Annotated in this window: 29 protein-coding genes, 2 tRNA genes and 1 pseudogene; 13 read left to right on the forward strand and 19 right to left on the reverse strand. The window is 68.7% G+C overall.

From position 1 onward, the window contains the following. Positions 1-128: 128 nt before the first annotated feature. Positions 129-1,580, reverse strand: coding sequence for a trigger factor (gene tig, locus HD601_RS00785; protein ID WP_184818417.1), 1,452 nt, complete (start codon positions 1,578-1,580; stop codon positions 129-131). A gap of 88 nt (positions 1,581-1,668) precedes the next feature. After that, positions 1,669-1,744: transfer RNA gene (locus HD601_RS00790), tRNA-Pro, on the reverse strand. 63 nt (positions 1,745-1,807) lie between these two features. On the opposite strand from HD601_RS00790, the gene HD601_RS00795 reads away from it, so the two are divergent. Then, positions 1,808-1,881 (forward strand) — tRNA-Gly (locus HD601_RS00795). Between the two features lie 47 nt (positions 1,882-1,928). Here HD601_RS00795 and HD601_RS00800 read toward each other — a convergent pair. The 9 genes from HD601_RS00800 to HD601_RS00835 all read right to left on the reverse strand — a co-directional run bounded on the left by HD601_RS00800 (position 1,929) and on the right by HD601_RS00835 (position 8,421). Further along, on the reverse strand, positions 1,929-3,089 hold the full coding sequence (locus tag HD601_RS00800) for a tyrosine-type recombinase/integrase (protein WP_184818418.1): 1,161 nt from the start codon (positions 3,087-3,089) through the stop codon (positions 1,929-1,931). Then, positions 3,089-3,304, reverse strand: a complete 216-nt coding sequence (locus HD601_RS00805; protein WP_132103604.1) for an excisionase family DNA-binding protein — start codon at positions 3,302-3,304, stop codon at positions 3,089-3,091. The genes HD601_RS00800 and HD601_RS00805 overlap by 1 nt, the downstream gene beginning before the upstream one ends. Positions 3,305-3,319: 15 nt before the next feature. Continuing rightward, complete coding sequence (locus HD601_RS00810; protein ID WP_184818420.1) at positions 3,320-4,903, reverse strand: replication initiator; 1,584 nt, start codon at positions 4,901-4,903, stop codon at positions 3,320-3,322. After that, the gene (locus tag HD601_RS00815) at positions 4,900-6,372 is read right to left on the reverse strand and encodes an FtsK/SpoIIIE domain-containing protein (RefSeq protein ID WP_184818423.1); all 1,473 of its coding nucleotides are present in this window, start codon (positions 6,370-6,372) and stop codon (positions 4,900-4,902) included. Before HD601_RS00815 ends, HD601_RS00810 begins: the two co-directional genes overlap by 4 nt. Before the next feature lie 2 nt (positions 6,373-6,374). Then, positions 6,375-6,500, reverse strand: a complete 126-nt coding sequence (locus HD601_RS34465) for a hypothetical protein (RefSeq protein ID WP_281386239.1) — start codon at positions 6,498-6,500, stop codon at positions 6,375-6,377. A 560-nt stretch (positions 6,501-7,060) separates the two neighbouring features. Next, a complete protein-coding gene (locus HD601_RS00820) occupies positions 7,061-7,225 on the reverse strand; it encodes a hypothetical protein (RefSeq protein ID WP_184818425.1) in 165 nt (54 codons plus the stop codon). Between the two features lie 87 nt (positions 7,226-7,312). After that, the gene (locus HD601_RS00825) at positions 7,313-7,645 is read right to left on the reverse strand and encodes a hypothetical protein (protein WP_184818427.1); all 333 of its coding nucleotides are present in this window, start codon (positions 7,643-7,645) and stop codon (positions 7,313-7,315) included. Beyond that, the gene (locus HD601_RS00830) at positions 7,642-7,941 is read right to left on the reverse strand and encodes a hypothetical protein (RefSeq protein ID WP_184818429.1); all 300 of its coding nucleotides are present in this window, start codon (positions 7,939-7,941) and stop codon (positions 7,642-7,644) included. The genes HD601_RS00825 and HD601_RS00830 overlap by 4 nt, the downstream gene beginning before the upstream one ends. Positions 7,942-7,944: 3 nt before the next feature. Then, the gene (locus HD601_RS00835) at positions 7,945-8,421 is read right to left on the reverse strand and encodes a hypothetical protein (protein WP_221440434.1); all 477 of its coding nucleotides are present in this window, start codon (positions 8,419-8,421) and stop codon (positions 7,945-7,947) included. 219 nt (positions 8,422-8,640) lie between these two features. Between HD601_RS00835 and HD601_RS33280 the strand changes: the two are divergent. The 4 genes and pseudogenes from HD601_RS33280 to HD601_RS00855 all read left to right on the forward strand — a co-directional run bounded on the left by HD601_RS33280 (position 8,641) and on the right by HD601_RS00855 (position 13,808). Beyond that, positions 8,641-9,854, forward strand: a pseudogene (locus tag HD601_RS33280) (helix-turn-helix domain-containing protein). 28 nt (positions 9,855-9,882) lie between these two features. Next, the gene (locus HD601_RS00845) at positions 9,883-10,560 is read left to right on the forward strand and encodes an NUDIX domain-containing protein (RefSeq protein WP_221440436.1); all 678 of its coding nucleotides are present in this window, start codon (positions 9,883-9,885) and stop codon (positions 10,558-10,560) included. A gap of 324 nt (positions 10,561-10,884) precedes the next feature. Then, positions 10,885-11,979 carry a hypothetical protein gene (locus tag HD601_RS00850; RefSeq protein WP_184818431.1) on the forward strand — a complete coding sequence of 365 codons (1,095 nt, stop codon included), beginning with the start codon at positions 10,885-10,887 and terminating at the stop codon, positions 11,977-11,979. Between the two features lie 515 nt (positions 11,980-12,494). Beyond that, on the forward strand, positions 12,495-13,808 hold the full coding sequence (locus tag HD601_RS00855) for a Gmad2 immunoglobulin-like domain-containing protein (RefSeq protein ID WP_184818433.1): 1,314 nt from the start codon (positions 12,495-12,497) through the stop codon (positions 13,806-13,808). 27 nt (positions 13,809-13,835) lie between these two features. Here the strand turns inward: HD601_RS00855 and HD601_RS00860 are convergent, their stop codons facing one another. From HD601_RS00860 to HD601_RS00870, 3 genes are read right to left on the reverse strand one after another with little or no spacing between them, the layout of a single operon-like run. Then, on the reverse strand, positions 13,836-14,237 hold the full coding sequence (locus tag HD601_RS00860) for a PIN domain-containing protein (protein ID WP_184818435.1): 402 nt from the start codon (positions 14,235-14,237) through the stop codon (positions 13,836-13,838). Then, positions 14,237-14,401, reverse strand: coding sequence for a hypothetical protein (locus HD601_RS00865; protein WP_184818437.1), 165 nt, complete (start codon positions 14,399-14,401; stop codon positions 14,237-14,239). The genes HD601_RS00860 and HD601_RS00865 overlap by 1 nt, the downstream gene beginning before the upstream one ends. Before the next feature lie 60 nt (positions 14,402-14,461). Then, entirely contained in the window at positions 14,462-15,028 is a 567-nt protein-coding gene (locus HD601_RS00870) for a hypothetical protein (RefSeq protein ID WP_184818439.1), read from the reverse strand. 271 nt (positions 15,029-15,299) lie between these two features. Between HD601_RS00870 and HD601_RS00875 the strand changes: the two genes are divergently transcribed. Further along, entirely contained in the window at positions 15,300-15,815 is a 516-nt protein-coding gene (locus HD601_RS00875) for a GNAT family N-acetyltransferase (protein WP_184818441.1), read from the forward strand. A gap of 34 nt (positions 15,816-15,849) precedes the next feature. Beyond that, positions 15,850-16,281, forward strand: coding sequence for a hypothetical protein (locus HD601_RS00880; protein ID WP_184818444.1), 432 nt, complete (start codon positions 15,850-15,852; stop codon positions 16,279-16,281). Positions 16,282-16,466: 185 nt separating this feature from the next. Here the strand turns inward: HD601_RS00880 and HD601_RS00885 are convergent, their stop codons facing one another. Then, positions 16,467-16,979: a GNAT family N-acetyltransferase gene (locus tag HD601_RS00885; protein WP_221440437.1), complete on the reverse strand. Its 513-nt coding sequence runs from the start codon at positions 16,977-16,979 to the stop codon at positions 16,467-16,469. Positions 16,980-17,232: 253 nt separating this feature from the next. Between HD601_RS00885 and HD601_RS00890 the strand changes: the two genes are divergently transcribed. After that, entirely contained in the window at positions 17,233-18,027 is a 795-nt protein-coding gene (locus tag HD601_RS00890; protein WP_184818455.1) for an ArsR/SmtB family transcription factor, read from the forward strand. 47 nt (positions 18,028-18,074) lie between these two features. Next, the gene (locus tag HD601_RS00895) at positions 18,075-18,617 is read left to right on the forward strand and encodes a GNAT family N-acetyltransferase (protein ID WP_221440438.1); all 543 of its coding nucleotides are present in this window, start codon (positions 18,075-18,077) and stop codon (positions 18,615-18,617) included. Here the strand turns inward: HD601_RS00895 and HD601_RS00900 are convergent. Then, positions 18,592-18,927: a YnfA family protein gene (locus HD601_RS00900; protein WP_184818457.1), complete on the reverse strand. Its 336-nt coding sequence runs from the start codon at positions 18,925-18,927 to the stop codon at positions 18,592-18,594. The two genes, HD601_RS00895 and HD601_RS00900, sit on opposite strands and share 26 nt — an antisense overlap. Positions 18,928-18,950: 23 nt before the next feature. Between HD601_RS00900 and HD601_RS00905 the strand changes: the two genes are divergently transcribed. After that, positions 18,951-19,361 (forward strand): Rid family hydrolase, encoded by a 411-nt coding sequence (locus tag HD601_RS00905; protein ID WP_184818459.1) that lies wholly within the window; start codon positions 18,951-18,953, stop codon positions 19,359-19,361. Between the two features lie 35 nt (positions 19,362-19,396). Beyond that, positions 19,397-19,807 (forward strand): RidA family protein, encoded by a 411-nt coding sequence (locus tag HD601_RS00910; protein ID WP_184818461.1) that lies wholly within the window; start codon positions 19,397-19,399, stop codon positions 19,805-19,807. 72 nt (positions 19,808-19,879) lie between these two features. Here HD601_RS00910 and HD601_RS00915 read toward each other — a convergent pair whose 3' ends face one another. Then, positions 19,880-20,200, reverse strand: coding sequence for a helix-turn-helix domain-containing protein (locus HD601_RS00915; RefSeq protein WP_184818463.1), 321 nt, complete (start codon positions 20,198-20,200; stop codon positions 19,880-19,882). Beyond that, the gene (locus HD601_RS00920) at positions 20,190-20,549 is read right to left on the reverse strand and encodes a type II toxin-antitoxin system RelE/ParE family toxin (RefSeq protein WP_184818465.1); all 360 of its coding nucleotides are present in this window, start codon (positions 20,547-20,549) and stop codon (positions 20,190-20,192) included. The genes HD601_RS00915 and HD601_RS00920 overlap by 11 nt, the downstream gene beginning before the upstream one ends. A 137-nt stretch (positions 20,550-20,686) precedes the next feature. On the opposite strand from HD601_RS00920, the gene HD601_RS00925 reads away from it, so the two are divergent. Then, the gene (locus tag HD601_RS00925; RefSeq protein ID WP_184818467.1) at positions 20,687-21,385 is read left to right on the forward strand and encodes a DNA alkylation repair protein; all 699 of its coding nucleotides are present in this window, start codon (positions 20,687-20,689) and stop codon (positions 21,383-21,385) included. 19 nt (positions 21,386-21,404) lie between these two features. Beyond that, positions 21,405-22,241 (forward strand): hypothetical protein, encoded by an 837-nt coding sequence (locus tag HD601_RS00930; RefSeq protein WP_184818469.1) that lies wholly within the window; start codon positions 21,405-21,407, stop codon positions 22,239-22,241. Here the strand turns inward: HD601_RS00930 and HD601_RS00935 are convergent. Beyond that, the gene (locus HD601_RS00935; protein WP_184818471.1) at positions 22,196-23,038 is read right to left on the reverse strand and encodes a phosphoribosylaminoimidazolesuccinocarboxamide synthase; all 843 of its coding nucleotides are present in this window, start codon (positions 23,036-23,038) and stop codon (positions 22,196-22,198) included. The two genes, HD601_RS00930 and HD601_RS00935, sit on opposite strands and share 46 nt — an antisense overlap. Positions 23,039-23,098 lie beyond the last annotated feature (60 nt).

Raw genomic sequence — 23,098 nt, forward strand, 5'->3', positions numbered from 1 at the left:
CGCCGCATGGCCGGTGTTCGCTGACGGCGTGCGCCGCGACCTCATATGGTGCGCAAACGCGATCAGGTGACCAGCCGTGGGCGTGGTCACCTGATCGCGTGTGGTCCTGCGTTCTGCGCGGCCCTGCGTCAGGCCTTCTTCTCGTCCTCGGCGTCGGCCGTGTCCTCGGCAGCCGTGTCGTCGTCGGCCGCGGCCTCGTCGGCGGCGTCGGCCGCCGTCTCGGTGTCGGCCGCCGTGTCGTCGAGCTCGGCGAACTCGAAGGTGCCGTCGACGGCCGGGGCGGCGACGGCGCCGAGCTCGTCGAGGTCGGCCAGGGTGCCGTCCTCGCGCAGCCGGTTCAGCTCGACGGCGTTGCCGGAGGCGTCGCTGACCTTGGCCTTCTCGACCGCGAGGGCCAGCGCCTTGCCGCGCGCGACGTCGGCGACGACGGCGGGCAGGTTGCCCTGGTCGACCAGCTGCTGGGCGAGCTGGTTCGGGTCGATGCGCGAGCGCATGGCCTGCTGGATGATGTACGAGCTGAGCTCGTCCTGCGAGACCTCGATGCTCTCGGTCTTCACCAGCTCGTCGAGCACGAACTGCGAGGTGAGGTTCTCGCGCAGCTGCTTCTCGAAGTCGGCGCGGTGGTCCTCGTCGCCGTGGCCGTCGGACAGGTGGTCCTCGATCTGCGCCGAGATGAGCTCCTCGGGCAGCGGGATGTCGCCGGCCTTCTCGATGAGCTGGGCGAGCACCTTGTCGCGGGCGGCCATGGCCTGCTCGATGCGCTTGCCGTTGAGCGACTGCTCGCGGATGTCGGCGCGCAGCTCGTCGAGGGTGTCGAACTCGCTGGCCAGCTGGGCGAACTCGTCGTCGAGCTCGGGGAGCTGCTGCTCCTTGACGGCGTTGACCGTCACCTCGACGTCGACCTCTTCGCCCTCGTGGGTGCCGACCAGCGTCGTCTTGAAGGACTTGGACTCGCCCGCGGACATCCCGGCCAGGGCCTCGTCGAGCCCGTCGACCATGCCGCCGCGCCCGATCTGGTACGACACGCCACTGGCCTGGCCGCCGTCGACCGGCTCGCCGCCGTTCGTCGCGTTGAGGTCGATCTGGACGAAGTCGCCGTCGGCGGCCGCCCGCTCGACCGTCACCAGCGTGCCGAACCGCGCCCGCAGCACGTCGATGCGCTCGGTGAGGTCGTCGTCGCCGACGGTGATGTCGTCGACCTGGACCTCCAGGCCCTCCCACTCGGGCAGCGTGATCTTCGGCTTGACCGTCACCTCGGCCGTGAACTTGAGGTCCTCGCCCTCGCCGAACTGCGGCTGGTCGATGTCGGGCTGGGCCAGCGGCGTCAGCTCGTTCTCGCGCATGGCGTCCTGGTAGATCTGCGGGATCGCCTCGTTGACGGCCTCTTCGAGCACCGCCGGCCGCCCGATGCGCTGGTCGATGACCATGGGCGGCACCTTGCCCTTGCGGAACCCCGGCACCGTCACCTGGGCGGCGATCCGCTTGTACGCGGACTGGATGTTCGACTCAAGCTCGGCGAAGGGAACCTCGACCGCGAGCCGGACCCTGGTCGGGTTGAGGGTCTCGACGACGCTCTTCACGCTGACGTGTCTCCTGTGTGGGATGGTGTCGGGCACGATCGCAACGGCCGTGCATGGTCGTGTTGCTGTCGGTGTTGCGAAGGCGGGCTGGTCGGGGCGACAGGACTCGAACCTGCGATCTCCTGCTCCCAAAGCAGGCGCGCTAGCCACTACGCTACGCCCCGGGTGCCCGGACAAGTCTAGGCCAGATCACAGGGTACCCTGTTCCGCGGGGCCCTTGGCCCTACGCGGGTGTAGCTCAATGGTAGAGCCCCAGCCTTCCAAGCTGGTCATGCGGGTTCGATTCCCGTCACCCGCTCCATTTCTGCCCCGCAGCTCAGCGGGTACGTGCTCCGTCATCGCCACCTCTCAGGACGCCATTTCGGCATCATCGTGCCCGTCGCGTGCCCGTTCATCGGCCTGAGGCCGTTCACGTAGGTAGGCCTGGGCGAGGGCGTCCAGCGCCGCGGCGAGGGCGTGATCACGCTCCCTGGTGGCGTGCTGGTAGATCATCGCCGCGCGAGGGCTGGCGTGCCCGAGGCGTTCCATCAGCTCGCGCAGACTGGCCCCCGTTGTCGCGGCGAGCGTCGCGCCGGTGTGCCGAAGGTCGTGGAAGTGCAGCTCCGGGACACCGGCCGCGGTCGCCGCCTGACGCCAGACGGTGTGGAAGTTCGTTCGCGTCGGTGTCGCGCCCTTCGGGCCGATGAACACACGGCCGTCCGGTCCCGGCTCGGCGAACTCGGTCAGGTGCGACCGCAGCTCCGGGACGATGACCTCCGGGATGGCGATGACGCGTCGGCCGGCGGCTGTCTTGGGCGTCGAGACGATCTGCTTGCCCTTGACCTGCTGCACCGCTCGCTCGATCCGCACCGTCCGCTCGTCCAGGTCGACGTCGAGCCGTCGCAGGCCCATCAGCTCACCCCACCTCAGCGTTCCGAACGCCGCCAGCAGCACGAGCGCCCGATAGCGGGGCTGGATCGCGTCGGCGATGGCGAACACCTCGGCCAGCGTCGCGGTCCTGCGCTCCGGGCTGGCCTCTGTCCCCGCGCCCTTGATCTGGCACGGGTTCCGGCGGATCAGGCCGTCTTCCACCGCCGTCGCCATGACGGTCTTCAGCAGGCGATAGGCCTTCGCGACGGTCACCGGCCCGACCCCGTCGTCCAGGCGTTCCTTCCGCCAGCTCCGCACCCGCGCCGGGGTGAGGTCACCGAGGCCGAGCCTGCCGAGCTGGGGTGCGATGTGCAGCCGCAGCAGACCTTCGTACAGCTCCACCGTGCGAGGCCGCAGGTTCGGCCGTTCGACGATCCACGCCGCCGCGAACTCCCTCAGCGGGATCATCGCGCCCGCCGGGTCGAGCCAGTCACCGCGGCGGATCTCCAGCTCCTTGTCTGCCAGCCACACGTTCGCATCAGTCTTGGTCGCGAACGTGTACGGCGCGGGCCGATCCTGACCGTCCGGGCCGTGATATCGAGCCTGGAACCGGCCCGAGGGCAACTTCCGCACCCGCCCGAACCGCCGCCGCGCCGCCATCAGAGCACCCGCCCATACGGATCCTTGCGAGTACGCCGAGTCGCCTCCACCGTCCGCTCCTCCACCCACGCGGCAAGCGCGGACGACGGGATCCGGACGAGCCGACCGACCTTCACGAAGTCGATACGGCGCTCAGCGATCAGCCGCCGGGGAAACCGCGGCCCGGTACCGAGCAGCTCGGCAGCCTCTTCCACGGTCAACAGCCGATCCATCATGATCGTTCCTCTCTGTCATGCCGCCGGGGTAGCGGCAGGTTGTGCGGTTGCCGAAAGCTCCAGCGCCGCAGGTCCGGCGCGGGTCTTCGCGTCCTCGTACTGGGCTCGCCAGCGCTGTTTCTGGGCGATGGCGTGGCTGATGAGGCGGGCGTAGGACGGGCCGTCGACGTCGCCGGGGTGGGTGACGGTCCAGACGAACCGCGGCCTGCCGTCGGGCGTGGTGGCGGTTGCCGAAAGCTCGTCGTGGTCGTCCATCTCGACCCCGGCCTCGGCGAGAACGGCGCGGACGACGGCGGCACGGTCGGCGCGGTGCTGGTCAAGCGTCTTGCCGGTCCACCGCCGGGAGACGAGGACCCGACGACCGCCGAGCCCGAGGTGGTCCCGGTCGTGCGCCTTCGACCCGCAGCGGCCGGGCTCCATGCCGCCCTTCGCGTCCTTGGGCTGGATGCCGTAGCGGAGCCAGTTCGCGCACGTCGGTGCGCACGGCAGCCACTGGACCTCGTCGGCGATCCGGTCGATGTGCGCACGCCGTGCGGCCGAGACGGGGGCGTCACCGTCGCTGTCGTCGTCGTGGAGGGGGTCGGTGATGGACTTGGTCAGGTACTTGGTGAGGTAGCCGATGACCCGGTCCGCGAGCGGTGTTCCAGCGATGACGCCTTGGATGTCGACCTGGGTCCCGGCGCGGATGACGTGCGCCGGCTGGGCGTCGGGGTCGTCGTCGAGGGCGTCCAGCGCCTCGTCCCATGTCGGCAGCACGGCGCCCGTCTGCGGGTCGGCGTAGGCCAGGGCCAGCTCGTCCCACACCGGCAGCGTGTCCGGGTCGGTGTAGACGGGTTCGTCGAGCTGTGGCCACCACACCTGGTGGTAGGTCGCCGCCACGACCTGACGCAGGAGCTTCCTGGGGATGGCTCCGCGGATGGCGGCGTGCAGGTGCGGGGCGAGGCGGCGTTGGGGTTCGACGGTGGCGAAGTACTGCACCGAGTAGCCGGTGGAGCGGCGGAGGTTCTGCCAGAACCGGTCCACCAGCTTCGGGAAGTGCATCGCGTCCAGCGCGGCTCGCCGGTAGTCATACGACCTCGGATCCACGGGCACACCCTCGCCGGTGACGCGTCCGTAGGACGGCAGGGTGAGGGTGACGAACATCGACGGCCGGTAGACCTTGCCGTCCGGTGTCTCGAACACCCGGCCCGTGGTGCGGTCCGACACCGCAAGCCGCGGGAGGTCCGGCGCGTCCTGCCGCCGCCGCGTGGACCGCACTCGCCGGCCGTCGTTCTCGTCGTGCTCGTCGGTCTGGTCGCCGCCGTCGTCCCCACGGTCGTCGGTCGGGTCGGGGTCGTCGGGGTCGGGTTTGGGTGGGTCTTCGGTGAGGTGCCAGCCCTCGCGGCACTGCTGGATCCTGAGTCGCCGTGCGGTGTCTGCGCAGGAGGGGCAGACCTTGGCGCGGGTGGCCCCGCACGCGATCACCACCGTCTTCGAGGCGCCGGTGAGGGTGTCGGTGACGTGCTGCAGGATCGGCCGCACGCACACGCCCTTCGCGGCCGCGAGCTCGCGCAGCGTGGCGTCATCCGGCAGCCCCGCCGATAGCACCGCGATGGTCACGTCCGCACCCCCGCGGCGTCGTCCTCGGCCTCCTGGTCCTCGTTGTCGGTGGTGGGTGCGCCGAACTCGGTCAGCTCGCGGCGCAGGCCCGCCACCCGAGCAGCGATGGTTTCGGCGGTGTGCTCGTCGACGAACGGGAACCGGACCCGTTCCAGCCGCCCCGCATCAGTGGCGACCACGGCGACGCCGCGCATGGCCTCCGGGATGTCGACCGGGGACACTTCCGCGTCACGGACGATCGGGCCGAGGATGGCTTCGGCGGCGTCCTTGGACATCACCCGCCACGCCGTCCGCACCGACGCGTTGTCGCGGATCGCGGTCGGCAGCGCATCGCTGGTCGGCTTCTGGGTCAGGAGCCGGGTGATGATGCCGGCGGAGCGGCCCTTCTTCACCAGCGCCGACAACCGGGCGGTGATCTGCCAGGCGAGCTGCTTCGTCTCGTTGTCCATGCCCTTGGTGTCGGTGAACGTCTGCACCTCGTCCACGACCAGGAACACGGCCGGATGAGCGGGGTCGAGGGGCAGGTTCCAGAAGTTCGCCTCACCCCGCGTGGCCTTCTGCGTCTTGAGCCGGTGCCGCATCAGCCCGTGCACCTGCTCGACCACGGCCAGGACCGCGTTCAGGTCCTCGTCTTCGGCGCAGTAGGCGGCTGCTCGAGGCGCGATCCAGGACCAGTCCTCACCGCCCTTGCCATCGACGACAACGTACTGGACGGCCGGGTTCTGGATCAGCCCACACGCCAGCGACGTCTCCCCTGCGGTCTTGCCGGAGCCAGGGACGCCGCCGCCGACCTCGGCCGCGATGTTCGCGTAGTTCCTCGTGCGCCACAGCCCGTCCTCCCCGATCGCGAACCGCACCTTGCGCAGGTCTGTCACCGCGGGCACGTCGGTCAGGGTGACGGGTTGGGCGAGCACGTCGAGCAGCACGAGGACCAGCTCGACCCGGCCGGGGCCGGCGTTCGTGACGCGGACTTCGGGGACGCCGAACGCGTGCGCCAGCTCGTCGGCCTGGCGGGCGAAGTCGGCCGGTGCCTGCCCATCCAGCAACCGCACGTGCAGCACGTCACCGACCGGGACCAACGACACCTTCACCAGCTCCGGTGTCAGGTGCGCGCCGCCGGGGACCGGCCGGTGCAGGTCGCACGCGACTATGACCGCGTCCCAGCGGGAGCCGTAGGTGTGGCGCAGCCGATGCCGGGCCGTCAGGGCGTTGACGAACCAGGTGTGTGACTGCGGATGCAGCACCCGCCACGCGAACGACAGCAGCGGCGGCAGCACGGCCAGGAGGACGAGGCCGACCCAGCCCCACCTGGAGTAGGCGAACAGCACGACCAGGGTCACCGCGACGAGGAGGCGCAGCCGCCAGAGCAGCCGGATGAGCCACCAGCCGGTCAGCACTGATGCCGCGCCGTTCACCCGCTTGCGCGGCAGCGCCAGCAGCGTCTTCAGGAGCGTGAGCAGGTTGCTCATCGTCACCACCCGCCCTGCTCGTCAGCGAGCGTGGCGGCGACGGCGGCACGGGCACGGGCCTCGAACCGTTCCGTGCGGATGGTGACCCAGCAGGTCGGGCACAGTGTTCCGGCACCGTGCAGCGGCATCCCCGCCCCGTTCAGACGGGAAGCGCAGCGGTTGCAGTGCCGGGTGTGCAGTCGTGGACGGCTTCTCATCGGAACTCACCTCTCAGCGCGGTCAACCGGGCATGCCGGGACCGGACGGCTTCGTGACAGTCGGGGCAGGTCGCCTCGCCGGTGCCGGGGTGGAACCACACCTCCACCGCATCCACGGCACGGCCACAGACGGAGCAGCGAGTCAGCGCAGACATGCGAGATCACCGCCAGCACGGGCCTGGCCGGGCAGGCACTCCGGGCAGCGAGCGTTCCCCGGCAGGTCCGCGGTGTCGAAGACGAACCAGGCACCGGCCGTGCCGGCATCGGTGATCGTGGCGGGACAGCCGTCGCAGGACAGCACCCGCGGCCGGTTCACCGGGAACCACGACCCTTGGTCGTCCGTCGCCGAGCGGGCTTCACGATCGGGGCGCAGTCCCGGCACGGCTGGTCGGGTGCGGTGGAGCGGACCTTGTCGCAGACCGGGCAAGGGAACGCATACGCCTTCTCGGTCGTGTCGAAGGGCAGCAGCCCGAACAGGACCGGTTCGCCGTTCATGACCGGCCACCACACCGCGCGATATCGGCCGCTTCGGCGGCGTCAGATCGCTCCGCCTCGACATCGGTGACCGCGGTGGCGAGCTGCGCGGCCGTCAGCACCAGGACCGCCAGGACGGTCAGCAGGGCGACGGGGAGTCGCCAGAACATAAGCTTGGGCACACCAATCCCCTCCCTCGTGGGGGTGTGGTTGGGGCCACCGGGGACGGGGACGGTTTCCTAGGCCTTGCACCCGTCCCCGGTGGGGACTCATCGCGAGACGACAACACCACCGCGGGCAGTCGCCGTCGTGGATGTGGCGAGTGGTGAGCGGCGCGGAGCGCGGTCCTCGAACGTCGACCCCAGCCGCGTCAGCGACCGTCCGAACGACGACGCCACAGCCGGAGCGACTTCGAGCCGGACAGGTCGTCCGTCGCGGCCGGTCGTGGTCAACACCACCACTGCACCACCGTCGACGGCTTCGGCGGTCGAGGTGACGACGACACCCCGCGCGGACAGGCTGTCGCCGTAGAACCGGCACGGCCCCTCATGGCCGGTCGCCTGGTCTTCGCACCACGGCTCGTGCTCGACGGTCGCGGTCATGTCGACGCTCCGGCCGGTGCCGAGGTGGTGGGGATGGCGTCGCGCCAGTGATGCGCCAACGCCTCCCCCGCCGCGTCCACCAGCCGCGCCGACAGCTCGTCCGGGTCGCTGGCCAGGACGGAGCGGATCAGCGACGCCGCCAGCTCCGCGCCCTGCTCGACGGTCAGGTGCATCGACAGCGCCGGGTACGTGCCGTGGACGCCGTTGATGATCACGACCTCGTGGGCGGAAGACCAGGACGCCGACAGTGCCACCTGCGCGCTCACGCTCAGATAGGCCTCACGCTCGGTCGGCATCCGTCAGCCGGCCTTCTGCTCGCCCTGCTTGACGGAGTCGCCCTGGCCGCGAGCACCAGCAGCGGCGGGCGGGCGCGGGGCACCGTTCGGAGCCTTCACCCCGGTAGCCCGGTACTCATAACCGAGGTACTTGAACTCGCCCTGACCCATCACCTTCGGCGACGCCGTCACGCCCACCAGCTCGATCGGGCGCATCCCCGGCAGCACCTCATCCGGCAGCGGGGCGGGCTGCACCTCAGCGGTGAAGATCACCTCGAAGCTCGCCCGCTTCGCCTTCGCCTCATCCGGGTCGGTCACGGTGGCCCTCCACTGCCGCAGCTTGGTGATGTCGTCGATCCGCTGCCGCTGCTCCTTGCCGCGCGCCCGGTCCTCCTGCGACTGGTACTCCAGGTCCGGCTCGATCTCACCCACCATCACCAGACCACGCGGGAACGCCTCACCGAACTCCACCGGGAACCGGTGACCCTTGATCAACGCCATGACCTGCCTCCTCCTGATCGTGCCGCAAACCTGCGGCTCACCTGTACAGCGTTTCGCTGTACTCAACACAGTACAGCGAAGTGCTGTACTTGACCAGTCCTCTCTCTCGCCTGGTCGGTGTTGCACGAATCGACGGTAGGAACGGGCGCGGCGAATGACCCGGAAATTCCTTCCGGGGTACTTGTCAGCACGCAGTGCGACAATCCGTTCATGCGCGGGATGACTAGTGAGATCGCACTTGGCCGACGGATCGCCTGGTACCGGCAGCGTCGCGGGCTCTCGCAGGATGTCCTGGCCGAGCTGGTCGGGCGGACGGCCGACTGGCTGAGCAAAGTGGAGAACGGTCGCATTCAGCTCGACCGCTATTCGGTCATGGCCAACATCGCCCGCGCCCTCGATGTCTCGCTGGGCGACCTGCTCGGTGAGCCATCGCTTGCAGAATGGACCACCGACAGTGGCCAGTCGACGTGCCGGCGCTCCGGTCAGTCCTCATGGACTATCGGCAGCTCACACGGCTTGCCGCCCATCAGCCGCTCGGCGACGCGCGGGACCTGGACGCGCTGGAGGCTGACATCGCGGCGACATGGACCGCCTACCAAGACTCGCGCTTCGGCTACGCGACGCACAGGCTCGTCACCCTGATTCCCGACGCCAAGATCGCAGCACACGAGTACCAAGGCGACCGGCAACAACGAGCGCTTGGGCTGCTTGCACTCACCTACCAAGTGGCCGCGGGAACGCTCACCAAGCTCGGAGAAGCAGACCTCGCGTGGAACGCCTCAGATCGGGGAATCGACGCCGCCTACCGAAGCGGCAACCCCACAGTGATCGGTTCGCTGTTCCGCTCCGTCGCCCACTCCCTCCAGGCAACCGGGGCCTACGCCGCAGCAGTACAGATGACCAACGATGCGATCGAGTTCTTCGAGCCGCATCTGTCCGATCCCTCGCCCGCGATGCTGTCCGTATACGGGACGCTGCTCTTATCCGGCTCGATGGCCGCAGCCCGTGCGGATGACCGCCATACCGTCCAGGCGTTCCTCACTGGAGCTGACGGCGCGGCGCATCGGATGGGTGGCGACGCGAACCATCTTTGGACCGCGTTCGGCCCCACCAACGTTGCGATTCACCGCGTCTCGACAGCTATGGAGCTGGGCGACATCCAGATCGCCATCGACCTCGGACCCCAGATCGACACGAGCGCGGTGCCGACCGAGCGGCGCGTACGTCACTCCCTCGAAGTTGCGCGGGCTTGGAGCACCGCGAACAGGCGTGACGAGGCCCTGGCGACACTGCTCGATGCCGAGCAGCTCGCGCCCGAGCAGGTCCGCTACCACTACCTCAGCCGCAACCTCGTGCAGACCTGGATCAGGACACAGCGCGGCCAACCCAGCTTCGAACTCGCCGAACTAGCTCACAGGCTCGGCATCGGCTGAGCCAGCGCGGATCCGTATGGTTGACGCCATGGTCGATCAGGAGCCGCCGCCCATGACACGCCCGCGAGTCGCAGCGGGCGCCCTGTTCTTCGACGGCGAGGGCCGGGTCCTGCTCGTCAAACCTACGTACAAGGACGGCTGGGATATCCCCGGCGGCTACGTCGAACCGGCCGAGACGCCCCTCGAAGCCTGCATGCGCGAGGTCCGGGAAGAACTCGGATTCGACCCCACCGTCCGCCAGCTCCTGGTCACCGACTGGGCACCTAGCGAGAGCGAAGGCGACAAGCTCCTGTTCGTGTTCGACGGCGGCACACTCACACCGGAACAGATCGCCGCCCTGAAGCTGGCCGACGACGAACTCGAGGCCTGGGCGTTCAGGGATCAGACCGAGATGCTGAACGTACTGCCCCCACGACTACAGCGTCGAATCACCAAGGCGTTCAGCGCCGCGCAGACCGGCCGCCATATCTATCTAGAGCAAGGCGCCGAGCCGACCAGCATGCACGTTGAGGGCAGCCGCGGCTGGTGGACAACCGACCACGTCGCCGAATACCTGGGAATCACGGCCTCGACCGTGCGGGCCTATCTCGCCCGCGACCAGATGCCAGAACCCGACATGCGCGTCGGCCCACAACGCCTCTGGCGTCCAGAAACCATCCAACGATGGCACCAGCAAAGGCCACGCAAACTCACCGCTGAGACGTAAAGGCCAGGCACAGCAGCCGTCACTCGCCAGCGCTAGCGGCACTGGATCGGCGTCACTGTCCGAGACGTCCTCGCTACCGTGCGCCTCGTCACAGGCCGGCGTGCACGGCATCGAACATCAGCAAAGCCCCCGCCGAACCGCGCGTCCTCGTTTCCGACAGCCATCGGATAGGCCGCGAACTCGGGTGATGGCCAGCCGCCTGCAACCGGTTCACCATCGTCGCGCATACATGGTTCGCCAACCCGCTGAGTGGGCGCTACAAACGTCCGGGGTCACGAGAACACTTGGCCCACAAGCTCACTACGCAGACGGGAGGGCAACCTGGTGGCTGCTACGGAAGAATACGAACGCAACGTCTCAACGGCTGTAGGCGCCGTGAATGAGCTTTCGCAGATGATGCTGTCGGACCTCGACATCGAGCGCGGCGGCTTCGGCTGGTGGCATGGCTACCTGGACTGGAAGCGCGTCGCCTTAATCAGTGAATACACGCTCGCTTCGCTAATCGGAACATCGGAATCGATCATCGCAGCAGCGCTCCAGGTCCAGGAACACAGAGAAGCTACGTTTGCGGACAACACGTGGATGCACCAGCAGCTGACGGCGGCCGGCCGAATCCCTGGGGCGTCAACGAGCACCTTCATGAAAGCCATCCAGCGCGGGCCCCACGAGCGAAGAAGGGATCGGCGCGCCAATCTCGCGCAGGAACACGTCTTCTACCACCTCGCGCAGTGTTTTGACCGACTTGCGGCGACCATCATCGGCGTCGCGGCAGTCCGAGCTGACATCGTCACCGCAGACTGGCGAGTAATTGAATCGTGCATGCGAAATCAGAAGCAAGAATCGAGATACCTTGAGCCACCCGGCACGGAACCTCGCCAGGCCCAAAACGATGTGTTCCTTGCCATAAGTCGATCGATCCAGGCCGGACCACCCGATTGGCTCGCTTGGCTGCAAAGAACACGAGATACAGCCGCTCACCGCGCTCCCATGTTCGATTGGATGGTCCAGGTAAAGGAAGGTAGATCCTTACGTTGGGTGAAGCCTTTGCATCGACAACCGGACTGGACGTCAACCGAGGCCATGATCTCCGCCGAGGGTGTGGAAGCGATGTTTCTGTGGAAGGACCCCAATACGGTTCTAAGCGGCATGCTGAATCTTACGAACTCGACCGTCACAAATGCCATCTCCCAAGCTACCCAGCTTTGGAACAAGCGAAAAGGCGACACGCGCCTCCTAATTCAGCCAGGCGAACAATGGCGGGAACTAGACTCTCGAAGAGCCCTCGAATTTGATGGATTTGGGGACGACCTGCCTGAACCCACCAAGGGCTCGGCTGTCCACGTCCACCCAGACACCGCTCGTCGACTCAAGGCGCTAAAACTCCTCGACGCCAATCTTGATCATTGGCGGTCGCGTTGATCGCCGAGCCAGACGTCCGGTCCGAAGATGTCCGCGAAACATCGCCGGTCCAGACACCGCGCAGCGATTGAAGCGTCCTGCTTGCCGACACTCGACCGTCGAGCACCTAACGGACCGCCTCAGAGCCCACAACGCCTAACCGACGGAGCACACCTGTGACGCAGCACGACCTGTGACGCAGCCGGTTGCCGGATCGACCTCTTGGAGATCAAGCGGCGCGCTGCGCGCGCCGTGCCCGCCCGGCCTCCGGGCCGGGCGTGCGGCCTGGCGGCCGTTCCGGGCCCTGTCGGCCGGCGGGCACGTGACGAACGGCACCAGCTTGTCCACGCGCGCACAGTCACCGTGGCGGCGTCCCCCTCATAGCGGCCATTCTTTTGGCCTCCGCTTCACGCCTCAAGGGCGCCTTCGGCGTCACTACGTGATCGGCTACGCCGACCCTTGACCCGTTCCGCTCCAGCCAAACGACTGGCAGCTATGAGGACGACGCCCAAGTCTGAGCGTTCCACTCTGATCCCGTGAGCGCAGTTGAGTCCTGGGGGGCCGCTACCGTCCCCGCCACCAGGACCTCCTTCGTCGAGTACAGGCGGGATGCAGAGATGGAAACGGTGGGAATTGGAGTAGCGGGCGCGCTCTTCCTTTACGTCTTCTATTCGGCGATCCGAAATCAGTGGCCGGAAAGTTATGTCACTATGACGGACGCCGTCGACAACTTCCTAAGCACGAGCCTGGCTCGTTACCTCGCATTCAGAGTGATCCCCGTATACGTGACAGTTGTCTTCGTGACGGTAACCGCAGGACGAATCGACGCCTCGGCTTCCAGGGCGGCAGCCATTACCGTCGGCACACACATCCTATTGACCAATCTTCGCGCGATCGTCGAACTGCTGCGCCGACGTGAACATTCCTCAGCATGGGTGAACTTGATTGCCTTTAACCTTCTCACGTGCGTACTTCTCATCGCAACGGCGTTCCTTGCCTTTAGAACCAGCTCCACGTGGAAGGACTTAATCCCAAGTCAGGAGGACACGGTCGTGGCACTGTGGACGGGTGCACTGGCGGCAATCCTCGCCGTGTTCCTCCGGAACCTTGTTGTCACCCAGCACTCCGAAGATGCGCTTTTCGAACGAGCACGCAAGGATCTTGGTCCCGACCTCTGGACGTACGCGGCCCAAAGAGCCGCAGTCCACTCCAGTGACGCAGATCTTATTCGCGCGATTCTACTCGCCGAGGTGATTCAGCGCCCAGCCTGGACTCGAAGTCTTGAGAGGACGAAAGGTAAGGTGCTGCGACGCGGTACCTATGGGGTAGCGCAAATCGGCAGCTCCACACCGATAACCGACGAGGAATCGATTGACCTGTTGTGCCAGGAATTCGCGAGCTACCGCCTGCCTCGCCACCCGGAATATGGACACCTACTGGACGAGAGGTTCAGGGCGCGAATCGAGAAGCACAACCCGAATGTGTCCTTCGTCAACCAAGTCGTTCTCTTCTATGAACGCCTCGCTGGCTATCACCTGGAGGGAACCGAGGCAAAGGCGGACGATGGTCGGCCCGTCATCGAAGTTAAGGAGCTTCGTCGACGCGGACAATCGTGGGAGATTAATGGCACCGCCGTGGTGTTCGAGGGCAATGTCGTTTACTCAGCTACAGCGCGAGGCCGAGAGATCCTGCGCGAGAGTGTCCTGGCCGATCTCGGTGCTCCCAACCGCGGCGAGTGGTCTGTGTCGCTCCCGCTTGCGGCGGAGGCAGTCGTGTTCGAAGAAGAGCCTATGGATGAGGACGCGTGGCAGGATGGAGATAGCCGGACGGTGAAGGTGGATCTGAGCTAGCCGCCTCTGGATCAGGCGCCACAGCGTTCAGGGCTTCATGACCGCGACGTTCAAGCCAGGCGCTTCGGCTAGCTTCTGGTCGGCGGTGACGAGGGTGGCGCCGAGGTGGCGGGCGAGGGCGACGTAGAGGCCGTCGTGGATGGTGATGTTGTTCCGCATGGTCCAGGCGTCGCGCAGGAGCGGCGCGGACTGTGTGACCGACAGGGGCCAGCGGACCAGGCCGTCGACGAGCGCCCCGGCCTGGGCGTCGGTGAGGATGCCGCGGAGCACGTCACGGCGGATCACCTTGGCGACCTCGACGTAGAAGTGATCCACGGTCCATTCCTCGGCACCGGGCCGGAAGGTGTGCGCGGTCAGGGCCAGGCCAGAAGGCGTGCGATTGAGGATCTCGATACCGGCGGAGGCATCGAGGACGTAGCGCTGTGGCACTAGTCTTCGTCGCGGATCTCGGCGAGCACGTCAGCCGCCGGCCAGTCCCGCTCGACCGCGGGCAGGGTGGACCACCACGCCCGCCACTCCGCACGCTCCCGCTCGGGGTCGGCAGGCGTCGCGGTGACCACAATGGCCGGATCGCGAAACGCCGGAACCGTCATGCCCTCATGATAGCGGACACTCACTCGCACGCCTCCTAGCTGCACATTCACACTCAATGACTACGTATTGCGGATCCCGGCCTTGTCGATCGACGCCCGATGCAGACGCTCCAGGTCAGTAAACGCCGCCTGGGCCTCGACCAGCCGCCCGGACACCTCACCGAGCCGCGCCAGCTGCTCGACGACCTCACCGAGCGCACCCGACGCCTGCCCCGCGGCGGCAGCGGCGTCCTCGGCCAGGAGCTGACGACCGGCCTGACTCGACAGCTGCCCACGGAAGCCATGAAGGCGCTCCCCCAGCCGCTCGGTCAACGCATCCAGCCGGTCCCGGATCTCGTCATCGGTCGCGTCGGGCAGGTAATACTTGCGAACGTCGGCCAGCATCTTCCTCGACCAGCCCGCGCGCTGCGCCTCGTCCGCGATCGCCCGCAGACTCTCGGCCAGCTCACGCGCCTCCAGCGGCGTCAGGCTGAACTCACAGAACATGTCCGACGCTTCCGGCTTCACCTGCACGTCGATGATCGGACCTTCGGTACCCAAGAACGCCGCCATCTCCCCGACCTCGGGATGAACGAACGGCACACGGGTGATCTCTTCACGCTTCTCAGGGGTCGGTACGGTAACCACGGGTCTTCCTCCAGGTTGGTTCTGGTGGTGGATCAAGTCCCCGTCCGGGTGTTGGCGCACCCGGCGGGGGCGACTGACAGATGAGGCAGATCCCAGCCACAGGAGGGCCGCGAGCCGTGCCCGCTACGTGCCCCAGGGCGAACGACATTGCGGATCGCCGCAGGTAAAACAGACCGTGAATGAGCCGCCGGAAGACCCTGACCTGCACGAACACGAGACCGTGCCCGTCTTCCAAGCTGGTCATGCGGGTTCGATTCCCGTCACCCGCTCCATGTCCGCCTCCTTCGCCGTCCGTCCCCGCACCGACGACGATCTCCCCGCCTGCGCGTCCGTCCTGGCCGGCGTCCAGGCCCGCGACGGCTACCCCGTCGACGACATCGCGGATCCGGCCGGGTTCCTCACCCCGCCCGGCCTGCTCGGCGCCTGGGTCGCGGCATCGGCCGATGGGTCCGTGGCCGGGCACGTCGCTCTGAGTGAGCCGTCGCCGTCGTACGCACCCGCCCTGCTGTGGAGTCGTGAGTCCGGTGAGCCGCTCGACCGGCTGGGTGTCCTCGGCCGGCTGTTCGTGGCGCCGGCCGCCCGCGGGTCGGGCCTCGGCGCCAGGCTGGTCGCCGCCGTCGTCGACGAGTGCGCGCGGCTCGGCCGCCGTCCGCTCCTCGATGTGGTGGTGAAGGATGCCGCCGCGGTCCGCCTCTACGACCGGCTCGGCTGGACCCGCTTCGGCACCGTCACGCTCCGGTTCCCCTCCGGCCCCGTCGACGCCCACTGTTACGTCGACCTCCGCTGACCTGGCGTTCACGTCCTGGTGGGAGGATGCGCCGGTGACCCTGAGCATCGCGCCGAACCTGCAGATCGCCGAGCACACCTGCCCCGACTGCGGCCGGCCGTTCCGCCGCATCACCGGATTCGTCCACCGCGACGGCGCGCCGTACGCCGTCTACTACGCGAGCTGCCACCACCACGAGGGCAACGACGTCCTGCTCGACGCGGTGTTCGGGACGTGGGATCGCGAGGACCACAGCGACCACGTGACGTTCGGGTGCCGCATCGGGCCGGTGCCGGGGCAGCCGGGTCCGGCCGTCCAGCTCATGCCCGCCGCGGCGTCCTTCGCGGCGGAGCCGCTGTTCGGGCAGAAGCTGTCGCCGTCGGAGGCCGAGCGGCACCCTCGGCTCGAGGACTTCCGCGAGCTGGTCGAGCACGTGCTGCAGAACGACACCGTCGTCGCCCAGCACATCGCCGCCCAGCCGGCCTGACCCTCACCGAGCTCTGATCCTTCTGGCAGATCTTCGGCCGGCGCGGAACCGGACGAGTACGGACCCCCTCCTTCTTTACGGTTCCATCAGACACCGGGCCCCGGTGGTGCATGATCATCCAAGATTGGGGGCGCGTGGGCACCACCGATCCTGGACGATCACGTGGGCGGTCGCGGATTCGATGATCAGTCAGACACTCCATGGGGCCGGTACTCCATCTCGTACTCGATGTACGTCGGGTCCGGCGGGTATCGCATGGTCCGGCCGGTGGCGACGAAGCCGATGCGGCGGTAGAAGGCGGCCGCGCGGTCGTTGGTCTCGATGACGAAGAGCCGGACGCGGTCGGCCCGCGCCTCGGTCAACGCCCACGAGACCGTCGCCGACAGCAGCGCCGCCGCCACACCGGTGCCGCGCGCCTGCGGCGTCACGTAGACGCCGACGACGTGGCCGCTGACCTTGTCGGCGTTCTCGCCCTCGACGAAGCAGCTCGCCTTGCCCACCAGCCGCCCCTCGGCCTCGGCGACGAACATGCAGGACAGGACGCCGTCGGCAGCGCCCTCGACCCGCTCGCGCCAGAACAGCTCGGGCCGCGCCGCGGCGTCGTCGTACTGCTCGACGAACGCGAGCGGCGAGTCCTTCAGCGCCTCGAGCCGCAGCTCCCGGTAGGCCTGCCAGTCGTCGGGGACGACCCTGCGCACCACATGATCCACCCGCCCATCTTCCCGGGCCCCGACGGTCGTCTCAGCGCGACCCCGAGGTCGCTGCGAGACGAGTCCACCTCGCCCCGAAGTTGATCATGGAGAAGGTCGGCTTTCCCGCGCTTCCAGAGCCGACCTTCTCCATGATCATCAGGGTGGCACCCCGCGGTTGACAGGCAGCCGAAAGGTTGCCTATTGTCGGATCAGAGCGAAAGGCAGCCATATGGCTGCCTGAAGCGACCAGGGGAAGACGATGGACGACGACGTGTTCAAGGCGCTGGCCGACCCGAGCCGGCGAGCGCTGCTGGACAGCCTGAACCGCGACAACGGCCAGACGCTGCGCCAGCTGTGCGCCGGGCTCGACATGGCTCGGCAGTCGGTCAGCAAGCACCTCGCCGTCCTCGAGCAGGCCGGTCTCGTGACCACGGAGAAGCGTGGCCGCGAGAAGTACCACTTCCTCAACGCCGAGCCGATCAACGCGATCGCCGACCGCTGGATCAGCCGGTACCACCGCGGGCGCGTACAGGCGCTCGCCGATCTGAAGACGGCATTGGAGGCCGTACCCGTGAGCGACACCGAGTTCACCTACACCACGTACATCAGGACCACGCCGGAGCAGCTCTGGACGGCGCTCACCGACAAGGCGTTCACCAGCCGCTACTGGGGGGTCGAGTTCGACACCGACTGGGCCAAGGGGTCGCCCATGGTCTGGCACGAGGCCGGCGCGACCATCGCCGACGACGAGCACCAGCGGGTGCTCGAGGCCGACCCGTACCGCCGGCTCTCCTACACCTGGCACACGTTCACCCCGGAGTTCGCGGCCGCGCACGACTTCGACCCGGCCGAGGTGGCGCAGTGGGCGAAGGAGCAGCGGTCCAAGGTCACGTTCGACCTCGAGCCGATGGGCGACATGGTCCGGCTCACCGTGGTCCACGACGGCTTCCCGGTGGGCAGCGAGGTGCTGAAGAGCATCAGCAACGGTTGGCCGGTGCTGGTCGCGAGCCTGAAGACGCTCCTCGAGACCGGCGAGCCACTTCCGGACGCCTGAGCGGGCCGCCTTGTGTTCTCGCGCTTCGGCGAGCACGATGTGCCCCGATGACCGAAGTGATGACCGAGCCGAAGCACGTGAGCATCGTGCAGCTCAACGAGGCCGCGCTGACGGCGCTCGCCGCTGGTGACATCGTGGCGGCCAACCAGGAGTCGCCCGTCGAGCTGACGCCGTACTGCGCGGGCCCGCACTGGAGCAGCGTGTGGCGCATGCGCCGCGAGCAGGTCGCGGTCGATCCCGCCAGCGCCGCCTGGATCACCGGCATCGTCTGGGACGACGACCGCCAGGTCGCCGTCGGGCGCGCAGGGTTCCACGGCCCGCCCGACGGCGACGGCCGGGTCGAGGTCGGCTACGCCATCGATCCCGCCCACCGCCGGCGCGGGTACGCGCGCGCCGCGCTGGAGCTCATGCTCGACCGCGCCGACCACGACCCGCAGGTGCGTGTCGTCCGGGCCACCGTCAGCCCCACCAACCTGGCCTCGCGCAACCTCGTCCAGCAGTACGGGTTCGTCGAGGTCGGCGAGCAGTGGGACGACGAGGACGGAGTCGAGACCATCTACGAGCTCACGCGGGGCGGGGCGCGTACATGATGATCGCGACGCCCACCAGGCAGACCAGCGCGCCGACCACGTCGTAGCGGTCCGGCCGGAACCCGTCGGCGACCACGGCCCAGGCCAGCGAGCCGGCCACGAACACGCCCCCGTACGCCGCCAGGATGCGCCCGAAGTTCGGGTCCGGCTGCAGCGTCGCCACGAAGCCGTACACCCCGAGCGCGATGACGCCCGCGCCGGCCCACAGCAGCCCCCGGTGCTCGCGCACGCCCTGCCAGACCAGCCAGGCGCCGCCGATCTCCGCCACCGCGGCGAGCACGAACAGGGCGATGGAGCGCAGGACGGTCATGGCCGCCACCCTAGGGTGAGGGCGTGCCCCGAGAACTGATCAACCCGCCCGGCCTGCCCGTCCCACCCCGCTACTCCCAGGTCGTCGTCGCGACCGGCTCGCGGCAGGTGTTCGTCGCGGGCCAGCTCCCCATCGACGACGGCGGCAGCCTGGTCGGCGCCGGCGACCTCGCCGCCCAGACCGAGCAGACGCTGCGCAACGTGGCGACGGCGCTCGCGGCGGCGGACGCGACCTTCGCCGACGTGGTCCGCCTCGGCATCTACATCGCCGGGTTCGACGAGACCAGCATCGGGCGGTACGCGGCCGGTCTCGCGCGGGCCGCCGACATCGTGCGGGCACCCGACGGACCGCCGTCGGCGACGCTGGTCGGGGTCACCGCGCTCGCGCTGCCGGGCCAGCTCATCGAGATCGAGGCGACGGCCGTCCTGCCCTGACCGACCTTGTCGGTGCCGGTCCGTACGCTGCGGCCATGCCGATGCAGCTGATCAATCCGGCCGGCCTCGCCGAGCCGCAGATGTACTCCCAGGTCGTCGTCGCCACCGGCTCGCGCCAGGTGATCGTCGCCGGCCAGGTCCCCACCGACGCCGACGGCGCCCTGGTCGGCGCCGGCGACCTCGCTGCCCAGACCGAGCAGACGCTGCGCAACGTGGCGACGGCGCTGGCCGCGGCCGGCGCGACCTTCGCCGACGTCGTCCGGCTCGGCATCTACGTGGCCGGCTACGACGAGACCACCCTCCAGCAGGTGGGCGCCGGGCTCGGCCGCGCCGCCGACATCATCGTGCGGCCCGACGGCCCGCCGGCGGCCACGCTCGTCGGGGTGGCGGCGCTGGCGTTCCCGGGCCAGCTCATCGAGATCGAGGCGACCGCCGTCCTGCCCTGACCCTCGCGGGCGCGGTGACTCGGCCGCGAGCGCCGCGTGCCGGGCGGGCGGCACGTCACCCGCCCGACTCGCTCAGCGCAGCGGGATGACCTGGTCGCCGAACTCGGCGACCAGCCGCAGGCGGCCGCCCAGCGCCGACACATAGGAGTCGATGGTCGCCACCTCGGTGCGGGCCAGCTCCGCCGACTCGATGTCGGAGACCCGCCGCTGCCCCACGCCCATGACCTCGGCGACCTGCGCCTGGGTCCGTTGCTGGGCCCGGCGGATCTCGGCCAGGTGCCACGCCGCGATCTCGGCATCGTTCGCGCGGCGCGCATCTTCGCGCTCCTCAGACGTGGTGGGCCGCTGGGCCTTGATGTCCTCCCAGCGCACCCACTTCAGTTCACCGTCCATCGTCGTCCTCCTTTGCAGCCAGTTCGGCCAACCAGGCGTCGTACCTGCGGTCGGCCACTGGAATGGCCCTTCGATACCACTGTGACCAGAGACCGGCCTTGTCGCCGGCCACCAGGAGCACCGCCCGCCGGTCGGGGTCGAACACGAACAGGATGCGCACCGACCCGGCGCGCAGCTCTTTCATGTTCGGGTGCCGGCTGCCCTGGATGGTGTCGACCATTGGCCGACCCAGGCCGGGACCGACGTCCTCCAGCTGATCGATAGCGTCCTGGATACGGTCGAATGCTTTCCCGTCGAGTTCGAGGAGCCACTGACTGACGTCCTCGAGGACGTAGACCTCCCATGCCACAACTGCGCCTCCGTAGAGTATCAGGGATCTAGAACCCCTGCACTCTGGACCAAAGCGGTAGCCCGGAAGTTAGCCCTCGAGACCGAATGACGTGACAAGCCGCTTGCCCGGCGGCAAGACCGGTACGATTCGGGCGCATGGCGGACCTCAGCGCGGAGGAGTTCGAGCGCCGGTTACGGGAGCACCAGTCCGACGAGGAGAAGCGCGGGTACGAGCGCTACTTCAAGACAGGGTCGGACCGGTTCATCGGCGTGCGCATGGGCACGGTGTTCGAGCTGGCCAAGGAGTTCATCGACCTGCCGCCGGCGGAGATCGAGCGGCTGCTGGACTCCGACGTCCACGAGCTGCGGGCCGGCGCCCTGAGCGTCATGGACAAGCAGGCCCGCCGCAAGCGCACCCCACCCGAGCGCCGCACCGAGCTGTACGAGCTCTACCTGCGCAAACACGATCGCATCGACAACTGGGACCTCGTCGACCTCGCCGCGATCCACGTCGTCGGCGGGTATCTGGCGGACCGGCCGCGCGACGTGCTGTACGAGCTGGCGCGGTCGCCGCGCTGGTGGGAGCGCCGGACGGCCGTCGTCGCGACGGCGTACTTCATCAAGTCCAGCGACCTCGACGACACGTACGGCATCGCGGAGCTGCTGCTCGGCGACCCCGAGGACCTCGTCCACAAGGCCGTCGGCGGCTGGCTGCGGGCCGCCGGCGACAAGGACCCCGACCGGCTGCGCGCCTTCCTCGACCGCCACGCCGCCGCCATGCCGCGCGTCATGCTCCGCTACGCGATCGAGCACCTCGACGCCGCGCAGCGCGAGCACTACCGCGCGCTCCGCTAGCGACACGATGATCGACCCGATGGAGCACCCGCACGTCAGGACCCTGCTGTCCGTCCCTGCCGGCGTGCACCCGTACGCGAAGTGGAACGGCGCGCACTGGCGTCTGGTCGAGCTGGCCGACCTGTCCGGCCTCGGCGTGAAACCCACGCCGGACCGGACGGAGCGCGCCGTCAACGCCGTCCTCGTCTGGCTCACCGGCCGGGCCCACGACGCCGCGGTACAACGGATCCGCGGGCGCTACCGGGCGCACGCCTCGCAGGAGGGCAACGCGCTCTACGCCTGCAGCCGGCTGGGCTGGGCCGCCGACCCGCGCGTCGCCCTGCTGGCCGAGCGCCTGCTCGCCTGGCAGTGGCCCGACGGCGGCTGGAACTGCGACCGTCATCCCGATGCGCACCGCTCGTCCTTCCACGAGACCGTGACCCCGGCCCTCGGCCTGACCGCCTTCGCCCAGGCCACCGGCCACGCCGAGGCGAACCTGGCCGCCCGTCGCGCCGCCGAGCTGCTCCTCGAGCACCGGCTGTTCCGCCGCCTGGACGACGGCTCCGTCATCCACCCGTCGTGGCTGCGACTGCACTACCCGCCGTACTGGCACTACGACATCGGCCAGGGGCTGCGGCTGCTGCACGAGCTCGGCCTGCTCGCCGACCCGCGCGCCGCCGATGCCGTCGAGGTACTGCGCAAGGCTCGACGACGCGACGGCCGGTTCTCGGGCCCGACGTGGAGCAGCGCCCGGCAACCGCCCGCCGTCGACCGCGGGCGCGGCCCGGACAACGAGATGCTGAACCTGCGCGCCGAGACGATCCTCGCGGCCTACGACCAGGGCCGGCCGGTGATCCGCTCGTACATCTCGAAGTAGACGGCCTGCGTCCGCTCGACCACCTCGTCGGGGATGGCCGGGCCGGGCGGGGTCTTGTCCCAGGTGCCGAGGTCCTGCGCCCAGTCGCGCACCACCTGCTTGTCGTAGGAGACCTGGCGCCGGCCGGGTACCCACTGCGAGGCCTGCCAGAACCGCGAGGAGTCCGGTGTGAGCACCTCGTCGGCCAGCACCAGCTCGCCGTCGGCGGACAGCCCGAACTCGAGCTTGGTGTCGACGAGCAGTACGCCACGCTGCTCCATGATCTCGGCGGCCCGCCGGTACACGGTCAGCGTCAGGTCGCGCAGCGCCGCCGCCGTCGGAGCACCGGCCAGCGCCACCACCTCGTCGAAGGTCATCGGCTCGTCGTGGCCCAGCTCGGGCGGGGTCTTCGTGGTCGGCGTGAAGACCGGCTCCGGCAGCCGCGACCCCTCGAGCAGGCCGTCCGGCAACGCCACCCCGGACACCGTCCCCGACTCCTGGTAGGACGTCCAGCCGGATCCGGCCAGGTAGCCGCGCGCGACGCACTCCACGGGCACGATCTCGACCTGCCGGCAGCGGATGGCCCGGCCGCGCCACTCGTCCGGCACGTCGTCGGCGGAGATGACGTGGTTGGGGACGACGTCGGCGAGCTGGTCGAACCACCACAGCGACAACGCCGTCAGCACCTTCCCCTTGTCCGGGACCGGCGTCGGCAGGACGACGTCGTAGACGGACACGCGGTCCGAGGCCACCAGGATCAGCTCGCCGGGCCGATCGGTGTAGACGTCGCGGACCTTGCCCTTGTGAAGTAGCTGCACGGGGCCGTTTCTAGCACACCGGCCGAACCGGGAACCCGGCGCCGCCGACCGGTGTAGGAA

The organism is Jiangella mangrovi (genome assembly GCF_014204975.1).
GTDB classification, from domain to species: Bacteria; Actinomycetota; Actinomycetes; order Jiangellales; family Jiangellaceae; genus Jiangella; species Jiangella mangrovi.